The sequence below is a fragment of the Metapseudomonas otitidis genome (genome assembly GCF_900111835.1).
In the GTDB taxonomy this organism is placed as follows: Bacteria; Pseudomonadota; Gammaproteobacteria; order Pseudomonadales; family Pseudomonadaceae; genus Metapseudomonas; species Metapseudomonas otitidis.
On sequence record NZ_FOJP01000012.1, the window covers coordinates 120557 to 140349 of the forward strand.

A 19793-nucleotide genomic window follows, 5' to 3' on the forward strand; every position below is an offset into this window, starting at 1 on the left:
GTGGGCTTCAGCCCATCGGCACCGCTCCGATGCAGACGTAGCCCGGGCTTCAGCCCGGGAATGAGGTGGGGACCGCTCCCGGGCTTCAGCCCGGGCTACGGGGTTGCCGTAGGGTGGGCTTCAGCCCACCAGCGCAAACGCTTCGCGAGCAAAGCTCGCTCCTACAGGGCTCACCCCAACAACGACGCCACGGTGCGCTCACCCAGCGCCGGACCGATGCTCATGCCCAGGCCGGTATGCATCAGCACCGCCGTGATGCCCGGCTCGGGCTGGATGACGCTGAACGGCGCCGGGCCACGGGCGCCGTACACGCCCTGCCAACGCTCCACCACCTGCAGGCGCTCGCCGAGGGTGTGCTCGGCCAGACCCAGCATGAGGTTGTCCACCGCTTCGGCGTTGAATGGCGAGGCATCGCGGCCGTAGTCGTGGGAGTCGCCGACGATCAGGTCGCCGTGGGGCGTGGGGCTGACCAGCAGGTGGATGCCGTGTTCGATCAGTTCCGGCCGGCGGGCCTGGACCTGTTCGCGCAGGGCGATGGCTTCGGGCAGGTCGGCGAAGGCGCCGTAGTGGGTGCAGCTCAGGCCGGTCAGCACGGCATGGTCGAGGCCGATGGCGCGGGCCGGGCGCACCCGTAGCATCTGCAGGCGACACACCTGGGGCTGCAGGGCGGCCATGGGCTCGGCCAGCAGGGTCAGGTAGTCATGGCCGGAGCAGACGATGATCTGCTCGGCGCGGCAGCTGCCAGCGCTGGTGTGCACACGCTGGGGCTCGACGTCGCGCACCAGGGTGGAGAAGTGGAAGGTCACGCCCATCTGGTCACGCAGGTAGGCCACCAGGGCCGGCAGCGCCTCGCGGGAGTACAGCTGCTGGTCATCGGCACCGTGCAACGCAGCGCGGTGGTGGGCGAAGCGGCCGTCGTACAGCGCTGCCAGGCGTTTGCCGCGCAGCAGCTCGACGGTGTAGCCGTGCTCCCGCGCGCGGCCGGCACAGAAGGCGTCGAGCACCTGTTCTTCGGCTTCGTCGCGGGCGAACAGCAGCGAGCCCTGACGGCGGATGTGGAAGCCGGCCGACTCGGCCAGGTGCGCCCAGATCGGGCGGGCCTCGCGGGCCAGTTCCAGCATCGGGCCTGGCGCCTGGCCGGTGATCAGCGCCTGGCCGAAGTTGCGCACCGAGGCGCCCAGGGGCTGCTCGCTGCGTTCGAAAACCGTCACCCGCAGGCCGCGCCGGGCAGCGGCATAGGCGTGGGACAGGCCGAGGATGCCGGCGCCGACGATGGCGATATCGGTGTCGTGGATGGGCATTGCGGGAATCCTATGGGTCAGGTGTGACCGTCATGTGCCGGCCCCATGAGTGGGACAGGCACATGACGACACGGGATCATCGGGTCCGTTCGGGCATAACCCCGTCAGGAAGACGGCCTCGCCCGCAGCTCCAGGGCCAGCGCTTCCAGTTGCTGCGCGCGCTGGTAGTTCAGTTCGGCAGTACAGGCCAGGCGTCGGGTCTCCAGCGCATGGCCGACGGCACCGCCGCCGACCGACGTGGCCAGGGCACATTGCCGCTCCCGGTACTCGATGAATGATTGGCGGGCGGCACGTGCGCGGCCTTGACCGGTGCGGACCTGTTCAGCGGATTCGTCCCACTGCTCGAACGCCGCGAACAGGGCCGACTCGGCTCGTTCGACGGCATGCTGGCTGTGGCCCAGCTTCTCGCGCAGGCAGGCGTTCAGGTCCGCTTGCGAACCGCTCATGCTGCAGGCTTCGCGCAGCTGGCGCTGGCTGGGCACAGCGCCCTCCTCAGCCGCCCCGCAGGGCAGCGCAAGGACCAGCAGTGAGGTGAAGCCGAACAGCATGACCGGGCGCATCACATGAACCTCCCTGGAGTGGACGGGCGCTTATTGCGGCAGCTTCTCCGACTTGCCGTCGTAGCGCTTGCGCCATTCGGCGAGGATCGAGTCGCGGTTCTTCGAGGCCCACGCGAAGTCGTTCTTGATCAGGCGCTGCTCGTAGTCGGCAGGCAGTTCGGTCTGCGGCTTGGCGATGCCGGGCTGGGCGAGGACGGCGAAGTTCTCCTTGTACAGCTCCATGGCGGCGGGGCTGGCGGAGAAGTCGGCGAGCTTCTTGGCGGCGTCGAGCTTGTCGGTGCCCTTGATCACGCCGGTGGCTTCGATTTCCCAGCCCAGGCCTTCCTTCGGCAGGACGATGTCCAGCGGCGCGCCCTGACGCTTCAGTTGCACGGCCGGGTATTCGAAGGAGATGCCGATGGGGAATTCGCCGGCGGCGGCCAGCTTGCACGGCTTGGAGCCGGAGTGGACGTACTGGCCGATGTTCTGGTGCAGCGCATCCATGTAGGCCCAGCCTTGTTTCTCGCCGAAGGTCTGCAGCCATGCGCTGACGTCGAGGAAGCCGGTGCCGGAGGACGCCGGGTTGGGCATGACGATCTTGCCCTTGTACTCGGGCTTGGTCAGGTCTTCCCAGCTGCCGGGCTTGGTCAGGCCCTGCTTCTCGGCTTCGACGGTGTTGAAGCAGATGGTGGCGGCCCACACGTCCATGCCCACCCAGGCCGGCGGGTTGGCGGCGTCGCGGTAGTTGGCGCCGATGGCATCCAGGTGCTTGGGCGCGTAGTGCTCGAGCATGCCCTGTTGGTCGAGGATGGCCAGGCTGGAGGCCGCCAGGCCCCACACGGCGTCAGCCTGGGGGCGCTCCTTCTCGGCCAGCAGCTTGGCGGTGATGATGCCGGTGGAGTCGCGCACCCACTTGATCTCGATGTCCGGGTTTTCCTTCTCGAAGGCCTTCTTGTAGGCCGCCAGCTGCTCGGCCTCCAGGGCGGTGTAGACGGTCAGCTCGGTGGCGGCCTGGGCCTGCAGGGCGAAGCCTGCGACAACGGCGGCAGCGAAGGCGAGACGCTTGAACATGTGAAGCTCCTTGGTTGGTGTGCTGGGGTCAGGTTTGGCTTGCTGTGGTTATGCGTTGGCAGGGGTTTCGCCGCGCGCCAGGCGGGCGTTGATCAGGTCGATCACCGCCGGCAGGTCGGCGATCGTGTCGATCAGGTAATGCGGGCGGCTTGGCGCGAACAGCGCATCGATACGGGCACGCTCCTCGGCCAGGCGCGCGGCCGGCAGGGCCTGGTAGGCGGCGAAGTCGAGGCCGAGGAAGTTGCCGGAGAAGCGCAGCGCCACGGTCCACATGCCGGCGCTGCGGCCTTCGAGGATGCCGGGCTCGGTGTCGTCCACCTTCACGCAGGCGGCCACGTCGTCGAGGCCGAGGGCGATGACGTTGGCCAGCGCCTGGGCCGGGCTCGGGCGGCCCCTGGGCACCTCGTCGGTGGCGACCACGTGGTCCGGGCGGTAGCCGGCCTGGGCGGCCAGCTCCACCACCTTGTCCATCACCACCCTGGGGTAGCCGGAGCAGGTGCCGATCTTCAGGCCGCGCTGGCGCAGGGCGGCGATGGCATCCAGGGCGCCGGGGATCAGCGCCGAGTGCTCGCCGACCTTGGCGATCTGCAGCGGCATGAAGCGCTCGTAGATCGCGGTGACGTCCGCGTCCGTGGGCAGCCGGCCGAAGCGGCGCTCGAAGCGCGCGGCGATGGCCGGCACGTCGCACAGGGTGCGGATGTGGTCCCACTTGCCCATGCCCATGGGGCCGCGCGCTTCCTCAAGGCTGATCTCGACGTCGAAGCTGGCGAAGGCCTCAACGAAGATCCGCGTGGGGGCGAAGGAGCCGAAGTCGACCACGGTGCCGGCCCAGTCGAGGATGGCGGCCTGCAGGTGCGTGGGGGTCTGGTAATGCATGGGGATCTCCGTGGATCAGTGGCCGGGCGCGGTCTGGCGCCAGGCCTGGGAGCGGCGCAGCAGGCCGCGCGAGGCCCCGGCCAGCAGCAGCGAGACGGCGGCCGAGGTGAGCAGGATCAGGGTGGACATGGCGGCCGCGCCGCCGACGTTGCCGGCGTCGTCCATGTTCAGCACGGCGACGGCGGCGAGCACGCTGTCCGGGCTGTAGAGGAAGATCGCGGCGGACACGGTGGTCATGGCCGAGACGAACAGGTAGCGGACGATGTCCAGCAGCGCCGGCAGGCAGATGGGCACCGTTACCTTCAGGTAGTGGCGGTACAGCGGCATCTTCAGCGACAGCGCGGCGGCCTCGAACTCGCCGTCGAGCTGGCGCAGCGCGGTGCTGGCGGTCATCTGCGCGGTGGTGAGGAAGTGCGCGATGGAGCACACCACCAGCAGCGTCATGCTGCCGTAGAGGCCGTGCAGCGGGTTGGCCGGCAGGTTGAAGAAGAAGACGTAGCCCAGGCCCAGCACCAGCCCGGGCACCGCCATGGGCACGAAGCTGAGCAGGCGCAGCACCTGGTTCAGGGCGCGCTGGCCGTGGGTCTTCTCCATCAGCCAGGCGCCGGTGAAGATCAGCGCGCCGCCGAACAGCGCGGTGCAGGTCGCCAGGGTCAGGCTGTTGCGGTACGCCAGCCAGCCGCCGCCGGCGGTTTCCTCGAAGGCGTAGTGACGCAGGGACAGCGACAGGTTGTAGGGCCAGAACTTCACCAGCGAGGAGTACACCGCCATGCCCAGCACCCCCAGCAGCACGGCGCAGACCAGCAGCACCAGGGCGAGGAAGCCGGCATCCCGCAGGCGCGAGGGCTTGGGCTGGTGGACCTGGGCGCGGCCGCTCATGGCATCGTTCTGGCGCCGGCGCAGCCAGGCATCGACGCCGAAGCTGAGCAGCGCCGGCAGCAGCAGCACCATGCCGATCAGCGCACCACGACCGAACTGCTGCTGCCCCACCACCGCCTTGTAGGCCTCCAGGGCCAGCACCTGGTAGTCGCCGCCCACCACCACCGGCACGCCGAAGTCGGTGATGGTCAGGGTGAACACCAGGCAGAAGGCGGCGAACACGGCCTGGCGCGTGGCCGGCCAGGTGATGCTACGGAAGGCCTTCCAGGGCCCGGCGCCCATGCTGGAGGCGGCGTCGAACAGGCGGCCGTCGGCCAGGGACAGCGCCGAGATGAGGATCATCAGCGCATGGGGGAAGGTGTAGATGGCCTCGCCCAGGACGATGCCCCAGAAGCCGTAGATGTTGTCCGGCAGCCAGCCACGCAACAGGCCCTGGTTGCCGAACAGGTAGATCAGCGCGATGCCCGGCAGCATCGATGGCGCCAGCAGCGGCAACAGGGAGATGCCGCGCCACAGCCCCTTGGCCGGGATCAGCGTGCGGGTCAGGGCGTAGGCGAACAGGTAGGCCACCGGCACCACCAGGGCGGCGACGCTGAGGGAGACCTTGAGGCTGTTGCCCAGCAGCCAGTGGAAGTTGGCGCTGGCCAGCAGCTCGCGGGCGGCCACCAGGCCACCGCCCTGCCCGGCTTCACCGCTGAAGCCGCGCCAGAAGATGGCCGCCAGGGGCAACACCACGGCGACGGCGAGGAAGGCCAGGAACAGGCACTTGCCGCCCTGGATGAACAGGCGGTCCCCCAAGTCGCCCGGGCGACGTCGGGCGCTCTGCGGCAGGGCCAGGGTGCGCTCCATCAGGCGAACACCTGCAGGCTGCGGGACGGCAGCGCCACCCAGATGTCCGGCCCGCCGAGGCGCGGCATCTGCGCCGGGTCCAGCTCGGCCAGCAGCGGGTGCCCGGGCAAGGCGTCCAGCTCGAAGCTGACCCGGCAGCGGTTGCCGAGGAAGGTGATCTCGCGCACCTGGGCGCGGAAGCGGTTGTCGTCGTCCTGGCCGGGCTCCACGGCGATGGCCTCGGGGCGGCAGAACAGCTGGCCACTGGCGCCCTCGCCCGCCTGCTCGGGCAGGCACAGGCGCAGGTCGCCGACCCGCGCGTGGCGCCCGTCGCGGCCCTCGAACGGCAGCCAGTTACCCTGGCCGACGAAGCTGGCGACGAAAGGCGTGGCCGGGCGCCGGTAGATGGCCTCGGGGGTGTCGTACTGCTCGACCCGGCCGTGGTTCATCACCGCGATGCGGTCGGCCATGAGCATGGCCTCGTCCTGGTTGTGGGTGACCATCAGGGTGGTGATGCCCAGGCGCTTCTGCAGCTGGCGCAGCTCGGTGCACAGGTGCTCGCGGACGCGGGCGTCCAGCGCCGACATGGGCTCGTCCAGCAACAGCAGCGACGGCGACGGCGCCAGGGCACGGGCCAGGGCCACGCGCTGCTGCTGGCCGCCGGACAGCTGGCCGGGGTACTTCTTCTCGCTGCCGGTCAGGCCCACCAGTTCGAGCATCTGCGCCACGCGCTGGCGGGCTTCTTCACGGCTGGCACCGGTGAGGCCGTAGGCGATGTTCTGCTCGACGCTGAGGTTGGGGAACAGCGCATAGGACTGGAACAGGATGCCGTAGTCACGGGCCTGGGGCGGCAGGTGGGAGATGTCCCGCCCGCCCATGTGCAGCACGCCGGCATCCTGCCGCTCCAGCCCGGCGATGCAGCGCAGCAGCGTGGTCTTGCCACAGCCGGAGGGGCCCAGCAGGCACACCAGCTCGCCTTCGGCGATGTCCAGGGACACCCCGTCCAGGGCGGTGAAGCTGCCGAAGCGCTTGCGCACTTCGCAAGCCTGCAAATAGGGGGTGGCGGACATGACAGGACCTCGCAGAACACTGGCGCACCGCAGGAAGCGCGGTACGGCTCGACGAGGCTGATGCTAGGGAGCAAATGCGAAATCCATGTGGCGATAACCCCAAGCCCACCGATAGTGGCATTGGCGGATTTGGTATAGGCCAGCGCTCGGGTAGTGTGCGCAGCGGCCGGCGCAGCCGCGCCGGGACAGGCTTCAGGGCCTATCGATCCATGGAGAAGGAGACTCAGCATGCCGAACGAACACCGCCCCCGCCCCCATCGCACCGTTGCCCTGGCGCTGGCCGTCATGGCTCTCGGACTGGGTGGCTGCAGCACCCACCCGCCCAGATCCTGGCCGAGGCCCTGACAGACCAGTTGGCAATCGCCTCCGGCGACGGTGCCAACGCCACTCAGCTGGCGGCGCTGCTGAGCCAGGTGGCGCGCTCGTCCACCCCGCGCGCTCCTATCATCGGGGGTGCGCCGGCACTGGACGCCGCGGTCTTGCAGGGGCGCTGAAGGGCCAGCGACTCGAAGGCCTGCAGGTGATCTTTGCGGGGCTGCCGGAACAGGAGGCGGACATCACCACGCTCGTCCGCCTGCCGGCGCGCGTTTTGATTTCGTTTCGAGGCAGTAAGAGGCAAGACGGGGCTGGCATGCGATTGCCAGCCCCTGGTTGAAAAGCCCGGCCCCTGCAACAGGGACCGGGCGTGCGGGCTTAAAGCCGGTTGAGGCTGACGTTGTCCAGGTACAGCGACTGGTCGGCACGGGTGCTGAGCACCAACAGCTCCATGCGCCGGTAGGTTCCGGCCGGCACCTGGAAGCTCTGCTGCAGCTTGCCCCAGGCGCCGCCCTTGGTATTGACCACACCCAGGGACAGTAACCGGCCGTTGCCGGCGGTGTCTTCCAGGTAGAGGTAGGCATAGGCCAGCGCAGCCACGCTGGCGGTGCGGCTCACCATCACGTCGGCGGCGAAGCGGTAGGACAGCCCCGGCTGCACCTTGCCGGCCAGGAGCAGGCTGGCGCCTGTGCCGTCGGCACGGCGGGCATGGACTTCCAGGGACTTGCCGGTGGCTGCCAGGGCGGTCAGCCGGGTGCTGCCGTAAAAGCCCGTCCACTCGCCGATGGCGCTGTCGAAGTTCCAGCCGAAAGCGGCCGGGGTCGTCGGGGTTACCGGCTTGGCAGGCGTCACCTCGCGGAGTTCGACCTCATCCAGCAGCACGCCGAGGCGGTTGACGCTGACCAGGCCCAGGTAGGTGTTGCGGATGACGCTGGCCGGCGGCTGGTAGACGAAGGTGACGTCGATGGGGGTGAACTCGCTGCTGGTCACCGACTTGATCACGCCGTTGGCCGTGCTGTAGCTGATGCCGGCGTTTTCTTCGTGAAGCATGCCCAGGTAGACGTTGCCGCGCACATTGGTGCCCTTGAGCATCACCTTGGCCTTGAGCCGGTAGCTGGCGCCGACCTTCAGTGCGCCCACCGAGGTGGCCAGCACGTCGTCGCGGCCGGCCGGCAGTTCGAACTGCAGGGCGTCGTCACGGCAGGTCTTGCCAACGTTGAGCGTGCTGAGCTTGGCCAGGTTGAGCAGTGCCCTCCAGCCGTCCAGGGTGCGGAACTCGCCGTTGGCCACCAGGCTGCTCAGCACCGGCTTGCTGCACCAGGCCGGGGTTACCGGGGGCGCCGGGGTTGTCGGCGTGACGGGTTTGGTCGGCGTGGCAGGTGTGGCCGGGGTCGTGGGCGTCGAGGTCGGGTTGACCGTCTCCGGCACCTTGGTCGGCCGCAAAGTGGCGATCTGAGCCGCCATGTCGTTCAGTGCCCGGGCCGCGTCGGCGAAGCCGGCTCGCCCGCAGGCCTGGTTGGCGCAGGTGCTGTCCACCACTGCGGGCGTGGAGAACAGCGGCGCCTGCGCGGTGGCGTTGAACACCTGGGGGTAGGCCATGATGGTGGAGTAGCGCCCCTGCACGCCGTAGCCCCGGCCCCATTCGTAGGTGCCCTGGTGGATGCCCCGGGCCAAGTAGGCGTAGTAGCCCTCGGTCTGGTCCTGCTCGTAGGAGTGGCGCAACCCCAGGTTGTGGCCGATCTCGTGGGCCATGGTACTCAGGCTGCAGTCCACTCCGGTGATGCCGTAGGCGCTGGCCCAGGAGCCGTTCTGGAAGGTGCCGCTGTTCTTCGGCCCGGAGAGCACGTAGCCGATGCCGCACACGCCGTAGCCCTGCCCCACCTGGGTGCGGCTGATCAGCTGCACCACGTCGGCGCCGTAGGTTTCGCGCAGCTGCTGCACGCGCGGGTCGGCGGCGAAGGCGGCCAGGTCCTTGGAGGAGATGGTCGGGTAGCTGGCCCAGGTGAGCGGCTGGGCGTTGACCAGGCGCAGGCGCAGGTTGACGTTGCTCTTCTTGAACGCGTTGTTGGCGTATTCGATGTAGCTGGCGATGCGGGCGTTCATGTCCCGCCCGTTGGGCAGGGCCTGAGCGTCCTTGGTGTAGAGCACCAGCAGATCGACGGTGCGCGGTTCGGTGGCGGCCTGGGCGAACGGGGCCAGCAGGATCACGGCCAGGCAGGCAAGCAGTTTCTTCATGGTCATCGTTCCTGTAGCGCTCAGCCGCGGGTCGGCGGCGGGAGGGGCTGCAATGGCGTGGAGTCGGGTGAGATGAGCACGTCCGGGGTGGCGCGCATCAGCAACTGGTTCTGGTCGGTCACCAGGGTGCTGCCGGTGGCGTTGTCCACCACCATGGAGAGGGTCTGTTCGCGGGTGGCGAGGGTGATGTGGGTTTCCAGTTGGCCCTGTACCACGGTGAGGGTGTCTTCCGGCTGGCCACCTTCCACCGGGCCGCTCCAGACGGCAGCGCCGCCGGTGTTGTGGGTTTCGTCCAGCGTGGCGCGCAGCGGCTCCCGACGGCCGGGCACGCCCAGCTGCAGGGTCTTGCCGACGGACAGCTCGCCCAGGGAGGTGGTCGCCACCTGGGTGCGGTAAAGGGTCATTTCCTGCTGTTGCTCGGGCACCAGGGAGTGGCTGTCCCAGAGTTCGATCAGGGTGTCGGCGGGGGCGTCCGCCACGGGCACCGTGGCGACGTGGGGTGCCGGCACCACGTTCACCGCAACCGGCATCGGGCTGGCCGCCACGACCGGGGCGACGGGCAACGGAGTCGTCGGTGGTGCTGGCAATGGGGTGAGCTGGGTAACGGCCGGAGCCGATGGGGCATCACGGAGGAGGACGGCAAGGGTGACACCTGATGTGACCAGGGCAACCGCCAGGTAAAGGAGCGTACGGGGCATGACCACCTTCCCATGTTTCACCCGGCACAGCCGGGTGGCAGCGAAACCACGGAAGAGCATCCCTGACGAACCGTGGAACAGGTTCGACCGTTGCGAGGGGTAACGGCCAGTTGTTCGATTTATTGACGCCGGAAAATTGATATCACAGTGCCTGCATGTGACTTAAATACGCTTTCGCTATTAGCAAAGCGCTGGATCACACCATTGCGCTGCTACCCGTCTGCTGCCGATCCCTGGCTTCCTGAAGGACGTTATACGGCTCGCAGAAAGTTGAACGCGTTCAACTTCCGCAAGTGAACCAACCACCACCTTAAACAGTTCCCCAATGGCCATCGGGATAATTGGGATTTCTCGCACATTGCTGGTTTGACAGCCTCGCCGCCAATCGTGGGTAATTACGAAATCCGGCGGCATTCAACAGCGAACAACTGATAACACGTCGCCATCATCGACGTAATCGTTAGACAAAATCCTTTGATTACAAACGGTTGTGAAGCACTCCAGTGCGTGCCGCTTCACTTCTGCGCTATTCCCTTAGTTGGCTTCATGCAACTTAAGACACTGGCAATCTGATAGTAGAAACAAACTGTTCAATTCAAACCGACACCGCACGTTTGAATAAGTAGTACCCACTTCATTCGGAATTAATTCACCGGCTCAACCGAACAGCCCCTTGCGTCGTCATTGAATTCAATGGCTGGCCTTTGCCTGCCCGTTGATCGAACCCGCCTGCGCATCACGGACGTGCTCCGGCGGATCACGAGAGACCCGGCCCAGACCGGGTGAAAAAGGAGAACCCCATGCGGAAAACCTGGCTCTACTCGGCCGTCGCCCTGGTGACGGCCGGCACGACCCTCGCCGTCCTGCTCAAGGACGCGCCAGCACAAGGCGATCAGGCCCCGGTGGCCTCGGCACCGTCCGACACCCGCCCGACCCCGTCGCCATCCCTGGCAGACGCCGGCAGCCTGCCGCAGGCCGCTGCCCCGGTCGCCGCCAAGGCCTCGCCAGCTGCTGCGCAGGATGCGCCCCCGGCCACTACCCTGGCCCTGTGGGCGCCTGACACCCTGCAGGCCGAGGATCAGGACGGGATGACCGTCTACCACACCCGGACTTCCCCCGACCTGCTGGGCGCACTCGCCGTGGGCCGCACCCTGCAACTGGGCGTACCGGGCCGCCAGGAACCCCTGCGTGCCAAGTTGGACGAGACCCACAACACCGGCAGCACCGCCGTGTGGAGCGGCCCGGTGGAAGGTGGCAGCGATGCCGACACCCTGACCGTGGTGAAGGGCCAGCTGGAAACCCACATCACCCTCGCTACCACCGAGAAGACCCTGTCCTTCGTGGTGGACAACGCCACCGGCGCCACCCAGGTGACCGACCAGAACGAACTGCTGATGCGCGCCACGCCAGACCCGATCGTCACCCCCGACGCCAAGCAACTGCCTCCCCTGCCGCCGCCCGCCCAGGGCTGATCCAACAAGGAACGTCCCCCATGAAAAGACTCTTCATCGGCACCCTGCTGGCCGTCGCCGTCCAGGCCGCCCATGCGGCCGAGCCGCGCACCGTCGACATCCTGGTGCTCTACACCAAGGACGCCCAGGCGCTGCCCAACGGCCGCGACATGGACGCCCGCATCGCCAGCTACATCGAGTACGCCAACAACGCCTACAAGAAAAGCAACGTCGACCTGCGCCTGCGCCTGGTGCATCGCCAGCTGCTGGACTGGGCCAGCTACCCCACCGTCTCCAGCCGTGACCTGGCCGCCTTCGCCGCCGACAGCCGCGTGCAGCAGCTGCGCGAGACCTACGGCGCCGACATGGTCCACCTGATCGGTCGCACCCAGGAAGGCCAGGGCTACGGCGTGTGCGGCATCGGCTATGTGCTCTCCGGGCAGAAGAACAGCGGCACCTTCAACTCCGGCTCCGCCAACAGCGCCTACGCCATCACAGGCGTCGACTGCAGCCTGAGCACCATGGCCCACGAGATCGGCCACAACATGGGCCTGCGCCACTCCTACGAGCAGGACCAGACCGAGGGCTACTACCAGTCCGACTGGCACCAGGGCACCTTCGAATGGAGCCGTGGCTACGGCGTGCAGGGTCAGTTCTCCACCATCATGGGCTACCCCCATGTGTTCAACGCCCGCGTCCAGGCCCCGCTGTTCTCCTCGCCGCGCGTGGTGGACAGCACCTGTGCCAACCAGGCCTGCGGCCAGGAGAACCACGCCGACGCAGCCCGTGCGCTGAACGCCATGGCGGCACAGATCGCCGCCCTGCGCGCCACCAAGGTGCCGGAGACGCAGAACCCCACCAACCCGGGCACCCCCACCACCCCGCCGACCACACCCCCGACCACACCGCCCACCACGCCGACCCCGGCCTGGTGCAACAAGCCGGCGCTCAAGGGTCTGGTGGCCAATGGTGAGTTCCGCACCGAGGAGGGCTGGCAGGCCCTGCTGGGCTACGCCACCACGAGCCTGGTGAACGTCGGCAAGACCTGCCGCGACAACGCCCTGCTGCTGGAACTGCCCAACGGCGGCAGCGACATCCTCGCCACCCCGGTCACGGCCCTGCGCGAGGGCGCCCGCTACCGCCTGCGTGCCAAGGTCATGCTCAAGGGCGCCAATGCACGCGGCAACCTCTACCTGGGCATCCTCCACGAGGCCAACGACCGCATCAGCTACAGCAGCGCCTCGGGCGTGACCCAGTCGGTGACCAGCAGCGAGTTCACCACCCTGGAACGCACCTTCACCTACACCCGCGCCCAGACCCCGCCGCGCACCACCTACGTCGGCCTGATCAGCCGCGACGGCCTGAGCGTGCTGGTGGATGAGGTGGAACTGACCGAGGTGACCGAGCCGAAGCCCACCACCCCGACCACCCCCACCGTCCCCTCGACGCTGGCGTGGAACTTCGAGAACGGCGTGGCCGGCTGGGCCGGTTTCCACGGCCGCACTCGCCTCGTCAGCCTGGGTGGCAACACCGGCACCTCGCTGGAAAGCTACGCCCGCCTGTACGAAGGCAGCGGCGCCAGCATCCCGCTGCAGGGCAAGGTGCAGGGAGGCTTCGGCTACCGCCTGGCCGCCGACGTGATGATCGGCCGCAACGCCGCCATCAAGGGCCTCACCTACGGCTACCTGTACCTGGAGGACACCAGCGGCCAGGGCCGCTACCTGCCCCTGGGCATGAGCGGCACCGTGGGCGGCGCCTGGAGCCGTCTGCAGCAGGACGTGCAGATCCCCGCCGGCACCTACCGCCGCGTGGAGCTGCTGGTACTGGGCACCCGCAAGGACCAGTCCCTGTACCTGGACAACGTCAGCTTCAACCGGCTCTGAGCCACAGCCCCCGGCCTTGCCGGGGGCTTTCCCTTCTGCGGGCCCGTCAGCGGCCCTCTTCGCAAGCCTCGCGCGCCAGGGCCATGAACGCGGCCGGCAGACGCGCCTGGCGGCGGTCCTTCAGGCAGTACAGGTACTCGTCGATCACCGGCGCGCCTTCCAGCTCCACCACCCGCAGCTCCGGGTTATCCGGCACTTCATGCCGCGCGATGATGCTGATGCCGATGTTGCGGATCACCGCCTCGCGGATGGATTCGCGGCTGCCGATCTCCAGCAGCGGCCCCGCATCGATGCCCGCCTCCGCCAGCAGGCGCTCGGTGATCTGCCGGGTGATGGAACCACGCTCACGCATTAGCAGGTCATGGCCTCGCAGCGCCGCCACCTGCACCTGCCCGGCAGCGGCCAGGGGATGGCTGCGGTGCACCGCCAACACCAGCGGATCACGGCCGAGCAGCAGGCGCGTGAGGCGCGCATCCTCCACTGGCTGCGACGAGGCCGCCAGGTCCACCCGGTACTCGTCCAGCGCCTCCAGCACCTGCTGGGAGTTGCCGATCTCCACCGACACCTCGATCTGCGGGAAGCGCTCGCGGAAGCGCCGCACCAACCCCAGCACGTAGTACGGCGAGGTGGCGCCGATGCGCAGGGTGCCCTGCATCTGCCCGCTGTTGCGCAGGAAGAACTCGATGTCCGCCTCCTGTTGCAGCAGCTCGCGCACCATCGGCAACAGCCGCACGCCCTCCTCGCTCAGGGTCAGCCGCCGTCCGCCGCGGTGGAACAGCTCCACGGCGTAGCGGCTCTCCAGGTTGCGGATCTGGGTGGTGACGGTGGGCTGGCTCAGCCCCAGCTTCTTGGCGGCCTGGGTGATGCTGCCCAGGCGGGCGACCATGTGGAAGGCCTTGAGCTCGGCACAGAGCATGGGGAAAGGTTCCGGACTGCGGGAAGGCGCCGATTATAGGCACGAAGATGACGGGATTCACCGCCGTTCAGGCCCGGCAGCCGCCCCCTGCCCCCGAGGCGGAGAGGCATGGATGGGCCGGGAATGCCAGCCCGGTCACACCGGCTAGCACACCCGTACTATTCAAGGCCGCCAAGTGCCTCCCTAGACTTCCGTCCACGGCGTCCAGGCCTGCCCTCGGCACCTTTGAAAACGCAGCTCGTTTTCAAAGGTGCCTCTGCGGGTCGATCGCCCACCACCCGGCCCTGCTCCCCTCCAGGGCCACTCCGCCCGCCCAACAAAGGAATGCCCGATGAACCTCCAAGGAATCGCCGCCGGCTTCGCGCTCGTTTCGGTCATTTTCACCACGTCCGGCTGCCTGCCGCAGAACACCCAGTCCCAGGGTCTGATGAACCAGGGGCGGCAGCCCACCCAGGTCGCCTCGGCGAACTCACCCTGCACCCCCAACGCCGCAGCCGACCTGGTCTCCACCGGGCGCAGCCTGCTGGAACTGGGGACCACCCTGATGCAGACCAAGGCGAACATGGACAGCTCGCGCACCGGCTACTCGAACTACACCATGCAGGACGTGGAGAACGCCCAGAAGATCAAGCAAGGCCAGGACGTGCTGAACAACGTCGAAGCCATCACCGGCGGCCCGCAGGCGCCCTGCAGCTAAACGGCCTGCCAACCGCTTTCCCGTGGTTCGCGTACAGGGACGTACGTGACGCGGGGCTTTCCCCCTCCCCGAGCCGGGAGCCGGTGCGCACAGGCACCGGCCCTTCCCGCCCTTCGTCAGTGACGCTTGCCCAGCCCGGCCCGCGAGGCCAGCAGCCCAGGGCGATGCCCCGGCATCGAGCCGTCTCCGGACACGCCATTCACGCCCCCAGCCACCGGCCGGCGAGCTGACGGGCTGGAATGGAAGAGGTTGGATTCCGGCAGTTCGGGCCCGTCGCAGCCCAGCAGGAAGAGGTCCAGCAGGGCCAGTGCGGAAGAGCAGTCACGAGGCGTAGCCATGGTCGTTCTCCATGAGTCATTCAATCCGATGGAGCCATGCTGAACCTCCCATCGGCCCTTCCCTTGATCTGGATCATTTCCGCCGTTGCCACACCTGCGACAACCCGGCGCAGCCCGCTTCCCGCCAGGATTGATCCCGATCAATCGCGCACGCGACCAGGGGCGTAAACAGGAGCCATACGCCGCGCTCAACGCGCGCACCGGTTTCGAACCTGTATGGAGACATGCCCATGTCCGCGCTCAACACCGCGATTGCCCAGCCCGCCCAACCCCTGCCGCTGCACGCCGCGCCCCGTGGCGAGTACTGGATCGAACCCCTGGAGGACGGCACCCACGTCCTGATCCGCCCGCTGCGCGAGGATGACCGCGAGCGCGAGCGCGCCTTCATCAACCGCCTGTCGCCCGAGGCACGCCACAACCGCTTCCTCGGCGAATTCCGCGAAGTGGCGCCTTCGCTGCTGGAGCAATTGATGGACGTGGACGACCACGACCGCGTGGCCCTGGTCGCCCTGGCCCACGTGGACGGTGAACTGCTGGAAGTCGGCATCAGCCGGTATGCACGGGTCAGCGATGAGAAAGGCGAGTTCGCCGTCACCGTGGCGGATGAGTGGCTGCGCCGTGGCCTGGGCAGCGTCCTGCTGCGCCACCTGATCGAAGCCGCCAAGCGCAATGGCATTCGCGGCCTCTACTCCATCGACTCGGCCAGCAACGCCGGCATGCGCGGGCTGGCCCGCCGCTTCGGCATGCAACGCCGCCGTGACGAAGACGACCCCACCCAGGTGGTGCACAAACTCGCCCTCTGACACCCCCTGCCTACCTGCAAACCCCGGCCCCGTGCCGGGGCTTTGCTTTTCCGGGCGACGCACTCGGCGCCCTGGCGATCAGATAAATCTGAAAACGCCGCATCTTCCTTGAGTGCGCCTACGGGCCCTCGCTAGAGTCGCCCGCCACGACGGTCAACCTGTGAACGGGTTCACACATGAACGTGCAGCGCCCCCGTTCCGGCTGACCTCCCGGACCCTTCCGACCAGCCAGAGGCCTGACAAAAGGCCCAGACAGGACACCCGCCATGCGTACCCAATGGACCTCCCCGGCTGCCGCAGCCGACCGCCACCCGGAGCCCGCCGATGCCTGACGCCACCTTGCTTCCCCGGCCCCACCAGGACCTGCTGCTGCGGGATATACGCGCGCCTGAGCAGACCCTGTTCGACGCCGCGCCCCTGAACGACCCGCTGCGTTTCCCCACCCTGGAGGACTTCTCCGACGAGGTGCTGGACGTGCGCCGGGACTCCCCGCCGGAAGCCTGCCGTGATCTCGGCAACTACCGCCTGGTGCAGGCCACCCACCTGGTGCAGCGCATCCGCGACGAGCTGGAGGCCGACGGCAACCCCCACGCGGCCCACCAACGTGAGCGCCTGCTCTCAGGGCTGGAAGCCCTGCTGATGGACGCCTACCTGATGTTCGCCCGCAGCCAGCCCGGCATCGCCCCGCCACCGCGCAAGCCGGTGGCCTGAGGCCCAACGCGGAGCCGCGAGGCTCCGCGCGCACGAACGCAGCATCACCGAGCGCAGGCATTTTTCGTAGAGAGCCTAGAGACTCCGCGCAATCACCATCCGCTGCACATCCGACGTCCCCTCGTAGATCTGGCACACCCGCACATCGCGGTAGATGCGCTCCACCGGGAAGTCCTTCAGGTAGCCGTAGCCCCCCAGGGTCTGGATGGCCGCCGAGCACACCTCTTCCGCCATTTCCGAGGCGAACAGCTTGGCCATGGAGGCTTCCGTCAGGCAGGGCATGCCCGCTTCGCGCAGGCTGGCGGCGTGGTGGACCATCTGCCGCGCCACGGCGATGCGGGTGGCCATGTCCGCCAGGCGGAAGGCCACCGCCTGGTGCTCGATGATCGGTTTGCCGAAGGTCTTGCGCTCGTGGGCGTAGTCCCGCGCCGCCTCGAACGCGGCCCGTGCCATGCCCACCGACTGCGCGGCAATGCCGATGCGCCCGCCCTCCAGGTTCGAGAGCGCGATGCGGTAGCCCTCGCCCTCCTCGCCCAGGCGCAGGGCGGCAGGGATGCGCACGTCATCCAGCTGGATCTGGCAGGTGTCCGAGGCGTGCTGGCCGAGCTTCTCCTCCACCCGCACCACCTGGTAGCCAGGGGTGTCGGTGGGAACGATGAAGGCACTGATGCCCTTCTTGCCGGCCTGGGGGTCGGTCACGGCAAAGACGATCACCACCCCCGCATGGCTGCCGGAGGTGATGAACTGCTTGGCGCCGTTCAGCACGTAGTGGTCGCCGTCGCGGCGGGCACGGGTGCGCAGGTCGCTGGCATCGGAGCCGGCCTGGGGCTCGGTGAGGGCGAAGGCGCCGATCATCCGTCCTTCCGCCAGTGGCCGCAGGAAGCGGGCCTTCTGCTCCTCGCTGCCGAACTTGAGGATGGGCATGCAGCCCACCGAGTTGTGCACGCTCATGATGGTGGAGCAGGCGCCATCACCGGCGGCGATCTCCTCCAGGGCCATGGCATAGGCCAGGTGGCCGGTGGCCGCCCCGCCCCATTCTTCCGGCACCAGCATGCCGAGGAAGCCCAGCTCGGCCATCTCGCGGATGGCCTCGGCGGGGAAGCGGTGCTCACGGTCCCAGTCGGCCGCGAAGGGCTTCAGCCGCTCCTGGGCGAACTGGCGGGCCACGTCGCGGATCTGGATGTCGTCTTCGGAGGGAATCATGACGGGCTCCTTCAGCCGATGAGTTCGAGGGCCACGGCGGTGGCTTCGCCGCCACCGATGCACACCGAGGCCACGCCGCGCTTCAGGCCGTACTGGCCCAGCGCATTGAGCAGGGTCACCAGCACCCGCGCGCCGGACGCCCCGATGGGGTGCCCCAGGGCGCAAGCGCCGCCGTGGACGTTGATGCGGTCGTGGGCGATGTCCAGGTCACGCATGGCCACCATGGGCACCACGGCGAAGGCCTCGTTGACCTCGAACAGGTCCACCTCCGACAGGCTCCAGCCGGTGCGCACCAGCAAGCGCTGGATGGCGCCCACCGGTGCGGTGGTGAACAGGTTGGGCGCATGGGCGAAGGACGCATGGCCGGCAATCCGGGCCAGGGGCGTGAGGCCGCGCTTCTCCGCTTCGGACTGGCGCATCAGCAGCAGCGCGGCGGCACCGTCGGAGATGGAGCTGGCATTGGCCGCCGTCACCGTGCCGCCGTCGCGGAAGGCCGGCTTCAGGGTCGGGATCTTCTCCAGGCGCGCCTTGGGCGGCTGCTCGTCCTGGTCGACAGTGCGGGTCTCGCGGCCGGCCCTGGCCTCCACGGCGACGATCTCGGCGGCGAAGCGCCCCTCGTTCATGGCCTTCTGCGCACGGGTCAGGGAGGCGATGGCGAAGGCGTCCTGCTGCTCGCGGGTGAAACCGTAGGCCTGGGCGCAATCCTCGGCGAAGGTGCCCATCAGGCGGCCCTTGTCGTAGGCGTCCTCCAGGCCGTCGAGGAACATGTGGTCGAGCACCTTGCCGTGGCCCATGCGGTAGCCGGAGCGGGCGCGCTCCAGCAGGTACGGCGCGTTGGACATGCTCTCCATGCCGCCGGCCAGCACCACGTCGGCGCTGCCGGCGGCCAGCAGGTCGTGGCCCAGCATCACCGCCTTCATGCCCGAGCCGCACATCTTGTTGACCGTGGAGCAGACCACGCCGGCCGGCAGCCCGGCACCGAGCGCGGCCTGGCGTGCCGGCGCCTGGCCCTGGCCGGCCTGCAGCACGCATCCGGTGATGACTTCGTCCACGGCGTCGGCGGCCACCCCGGCGCGCGCCAGGGCCGCGCGGTTGGCGGCGGCGCCGAGCTGGGCAGCGGTCATGTCCTTGAAGTCACCGAGGAAGCCGCCCATGGGGGTGCGGGCGGCGCTGACGATCACGATGGGGTCATGGTTCATGGGGTTCTCCTTACTTGGCTGCCATGCGGATGGCGCCGTCGAGGCGGATCACCTCGCCGTTGAGCATCACGTTCTCGATGATGTGGCGCACCAGCGCCGCGTACTCCGCCGGGCGCCCCAGGCGCGGCGGGAACGGCACCGAAGCACCCAGGGAATCGCGCACCTCCTGGGGCATGGCGGCCATCATCGGCGTCTCGAAGATGCCGGGGGCGATGCACATCACGCGGATGCCCGAGCGCGCCAGGTCACGGGCGATGGGCAGGGTCATGGCGGCCACACCGCCCTTGGAGGCGGAATAGGCCGCCTGGCCCATCTGCCCGTCGAAGGCCGCCACCGAGGCGGTGTTGATGATCACCCCGCGCTCGCCCTCGGCATTGGGTTCGGCGGCGGCCATGGCCTCGGCGGCCAGGCGCAGCATGTTGAAGCTGCCGATCAGGTTCACCTCGATCACCCGGCGGAAGCTCTCCAGGCCGTGGGCGCCGTTGCGGCCCACCACCTTCTCCGCCGGGGCGATGCCGGCACAGTTGACCAGCCCGTGCAGGGCGCCGAAGGCCTCCAGGGCCGCAGCCACGGCCTGGCGGGCGTCGTCCTCGCGGGTGATGTCGGCACGAACGAAGCGCGCGCTCGCGCCCAGCTCCTCGGCAGCGGCGGCCCCGGCATCGGCATTGATGTCCACCAGCACCACACGGCCGCCCTGCCCCACCAGCTCGCGGGCGGTGGCCAGGCCGAGGCCGGAGCTGCCGCCGGTCACCAGGAATACGGATTGTTCGATACGCACGT

At 68.5% G+C, this 19793-nt stretch carries 18 protein-coding genes; 5 read left to right on the forward strand and 13 right to left on the reverse strand.

Annotated elements, in window-relative coordinates; translation table 11 throughout:
- Window positions 1–170 precede the first annotated feature (170 nt).
- The 8 genes from BM198_RS16775 to bamI (BM198_RS16810) all read right to left on the reverse strand — a co-directional run bounded on the left by BM198_RS16775 (window position 171) and on the right by bamI (BM198_RS16810) (window position 9812).
- The gene (locus BM198_RS16775; RefSeq protein WP_074971429.1) at window positions 171–1301 is read right to left on the reverse strand and encodes a TIGR03364 family FAD-dependent oxidoreductase; all 1131 of its coding nucleotides are present in this window, start codon (window positions 1299–1301) and stop codon (window positions 171–173) included.
- 104 nt (window positions 1302–1405) lie between these two features.
- On the reverse strand, window positions 1406–1861 hold the full coding sequence (locus BM198_RS16780; RefSeq protein ID WP_083422405.1) for a lysozyme inhibitor LprI family protein: 456 nt from the start codon (window positions 1859–1861) through the stop codon (window positions 1406–1408).
- Between the two features lie 30 nt (window positions 1862–1891).
- Window positions 1892–2911 (reverse strand): putative 2-aminoethylphosphonate ABC transporter substrate-binding protein, encoded by a 1020-nt coding sequence (locus tag BM198_RS16785; RefSeq protein ID WP_074971430.1) that lies wholly within the window; start codon window positions 2909–2911, stop codon window positions 1892–1894.
- Window positions 2912–2959: 48 nt separating this feature from the next.
- On the reverse strand, window positions 2960–3787 hold the full coding sequence (gene phnX / locus BM198_RS16790) for a phosphonoacetaldehyde hydrolase (protein ID WP_074971431.1): 828 nt from the start codon (window positions 3785–3787) through the stop codon (window positions 2960–2962).
- Between the two features lie 15 nt (window positions 3788–3802).
- The gene (locus BM198_RS16795; protein ID WP_074971432.1) at window positions 3803–5515 is read right to left on the reverse strand and encodes a putative 2-aminoethylphosphonate ABC transporter permease subunit; all 1713 of its coding nucleotides are present in this window, start codon (window positions 5513–5515) and stop codon (window positions 3803–3805) included.
- Complete coding sequence (locus tag BM198_RS16800) at window positions 5515–6564, reverse strand: putative 2-aminoethylphosphonate ABC transporter ATP-binding protein (protein ID WP_074971433.1); 1050 nt, start codon at window positions 6562–6564, stop codon at window positions 5515–5517. Before BM198_RS16800 ends, BM198_RS16795 begins: the two co-directional genes overlap by 1 nt.
- Before the next feature lie 693 nt (window positions 6565–7257).
- Window positions 7258–9114, reverse strand: coding sequence for a biofilm-associated metzincin protease Mep72 (gene mep72, locus BM198_RS16805; RefSeq protein ID WP_244165707.1), 1857 nt, complete (start codon window positions 9112–9114; stop codon window positions 7258–7260).
- Between the two features lie 20 nt (window positions 9115–9134).
- Complete coding sequence (gene bamI, locus BM198_RS16810) at window positions 9135–9812, reverse strand: biofilm-associated metzincin protease inhibitor BamI (protein ID WP_139233644.1); 678 nt, start codon at window positions 9810–9812, stop codon at window positions 9135–9137.
- 800 nt (window positions 9813–10612) lie between these two features.
- On the opposite strand from bamI (BM198_RS16810), the gene bamI (BM198_RS16815) reads away from it, so the two are divergent.
- On the forward strand, window positions 10613–11284 hold the full coding sequence (gene bamI / locus BM198_RS16815) for a biofilm-associated metzincin protease inhibitor BamI (RefSeq protein ID WP_074971436.1): 672 nt from the start codon (window positions 10613–10615) through the stop codon (window positions 11282–11284).
- A gap of 20 nt (window positions 11285–11304) precedes the next feature.
- The gene (mep72, locus tag BM198_RS16820) at window positions 11305–13146 is read left to right on the forward strand and encodes a biofilm-associated metzincin protease Mep72 (RefSeq protein ID WP_074971437.1); all 1842 of its coding nucleotides are present in this window, start codon (window positions 11305–11307) and stop codon (window positions 13144–13146) included.
- Between the two features lie 46 nt (window positions 13147–13192).
- Here the strand turns inward: mep72 (BM198_RS16820) and BM198_RS16825 are convergent, their stop codons facing one another.
- Window positions 13193–14062 (reverse strand): LysR substrate-binding domain-containing protein, encoded by an 870-nt coding sequence (locus tag BM198_RS16825; RefSeq protein ID WP_074971438.1) that lies wholly within the window; start codon window positions 14060–14062, stop codon window positions 13193–13195.
- Between the two features lie 331 nt (window positions 14063–14393).
- On the opposite strand from BM198_RS16825, the gene BM198_RS16830 reads away from it, so the two are divergent.
- Window positions 14394–14759, forward strand: a complete 366-nt coding sequence (locus BM198_RS16830; RefSeq protein ID WP_044410320.1) for a hypothetical protein — start codon at window positions 14394–14396, stop codon at window positions 14757–14759.
- Window positions 14760–14875: 116 nt separating this feature from the next.
- Here BM198_RS16830 and BM198_RS29685 read toward each other — a convergent pair whose 3' ends face one another.
- Complete coding sequence (locus tag BM198_RS29685; RefSeq protein WP_139233645.1) at window positions 14876–15097, reverse strand: hypothetical protein; 222 nt, start codon at window positions 15095–15097, stop codon at window positions 14876–14878.
- 224 nt (window positions 15098–15321) lie between these two features.
- Between BM198_RS29685 and BM198_RS16835 the strand changes: the two genes are divergently transcribed.
- Window positions 15322–15900: a GNAT family N-acetyltransferase gene (locus BM198_RS16835; RefSeq protein ID WP_044410314.1), complete on the forward strand. Its 579-nt coding sequence runs from the start codon at window positions 15322–15324 to the stop codon at window positions 15898–15900.
- A 324-nt stretch (window positions 15901–16224) separates the two neighbouring features.
- Window positions 16225–16611, forward strand: a complete 387-nt coding sequence (locus BM198_RS16840) for a hypothetical protein (protein WP_074971439.1) — start codon at window positions 16225–16227, stop codon at window positions 16609–16611.
- 75 nt (window positions 16612–16686) lie between these two features.
- Here the strand turns inward: BM198_RS16840 and BM198_RS16845 are convergent, their stop codons facing one another.
- From BM198_RS16845 to BM198_RS16855, 3 genes are read right to left on the reverse strand one after another with little or no spacing between them, the layout of a single operon-like run.
- Window positions 16687–17814: an acyl-CoA dehydrogenase family protein gene (locus BM198_RS16845; protein ID WP_044410309.1), complete on the reverse strand. Its 1128-nt coding sequence runs from the start codon at window positions 17812–17814 to the stop codon at window positions 16687–16689.
- Window positions 17815–17825: 11 nt separating this feature from the next.
- On the reverse strand, window positions 17826–19013 hold the full coding sequence (locus BM198_RS16850; protein WP_074971440.1) for an acetyl-CoA C-acyltransferase: 1188 nt from the start codon (window positions 19011–19013) through the stop codon (window positions 17826–17828).
- Window positions 19014–19023: 10 nt separating this feature from the next.
- Complete coding sequence (locus tag BM198_RS16855) at window positions 19024–19791, reverse strand: 3-hydroxyacyl-CoA dehydrogenase (RefSeq protein WP_074971441.1); 768 nt, start codon at window positions 19789–19791, stop codon at window positions 19024–19026.
- Between the last annotated feature and the right edge of the window lie 2 nt (window positions 19792–19793).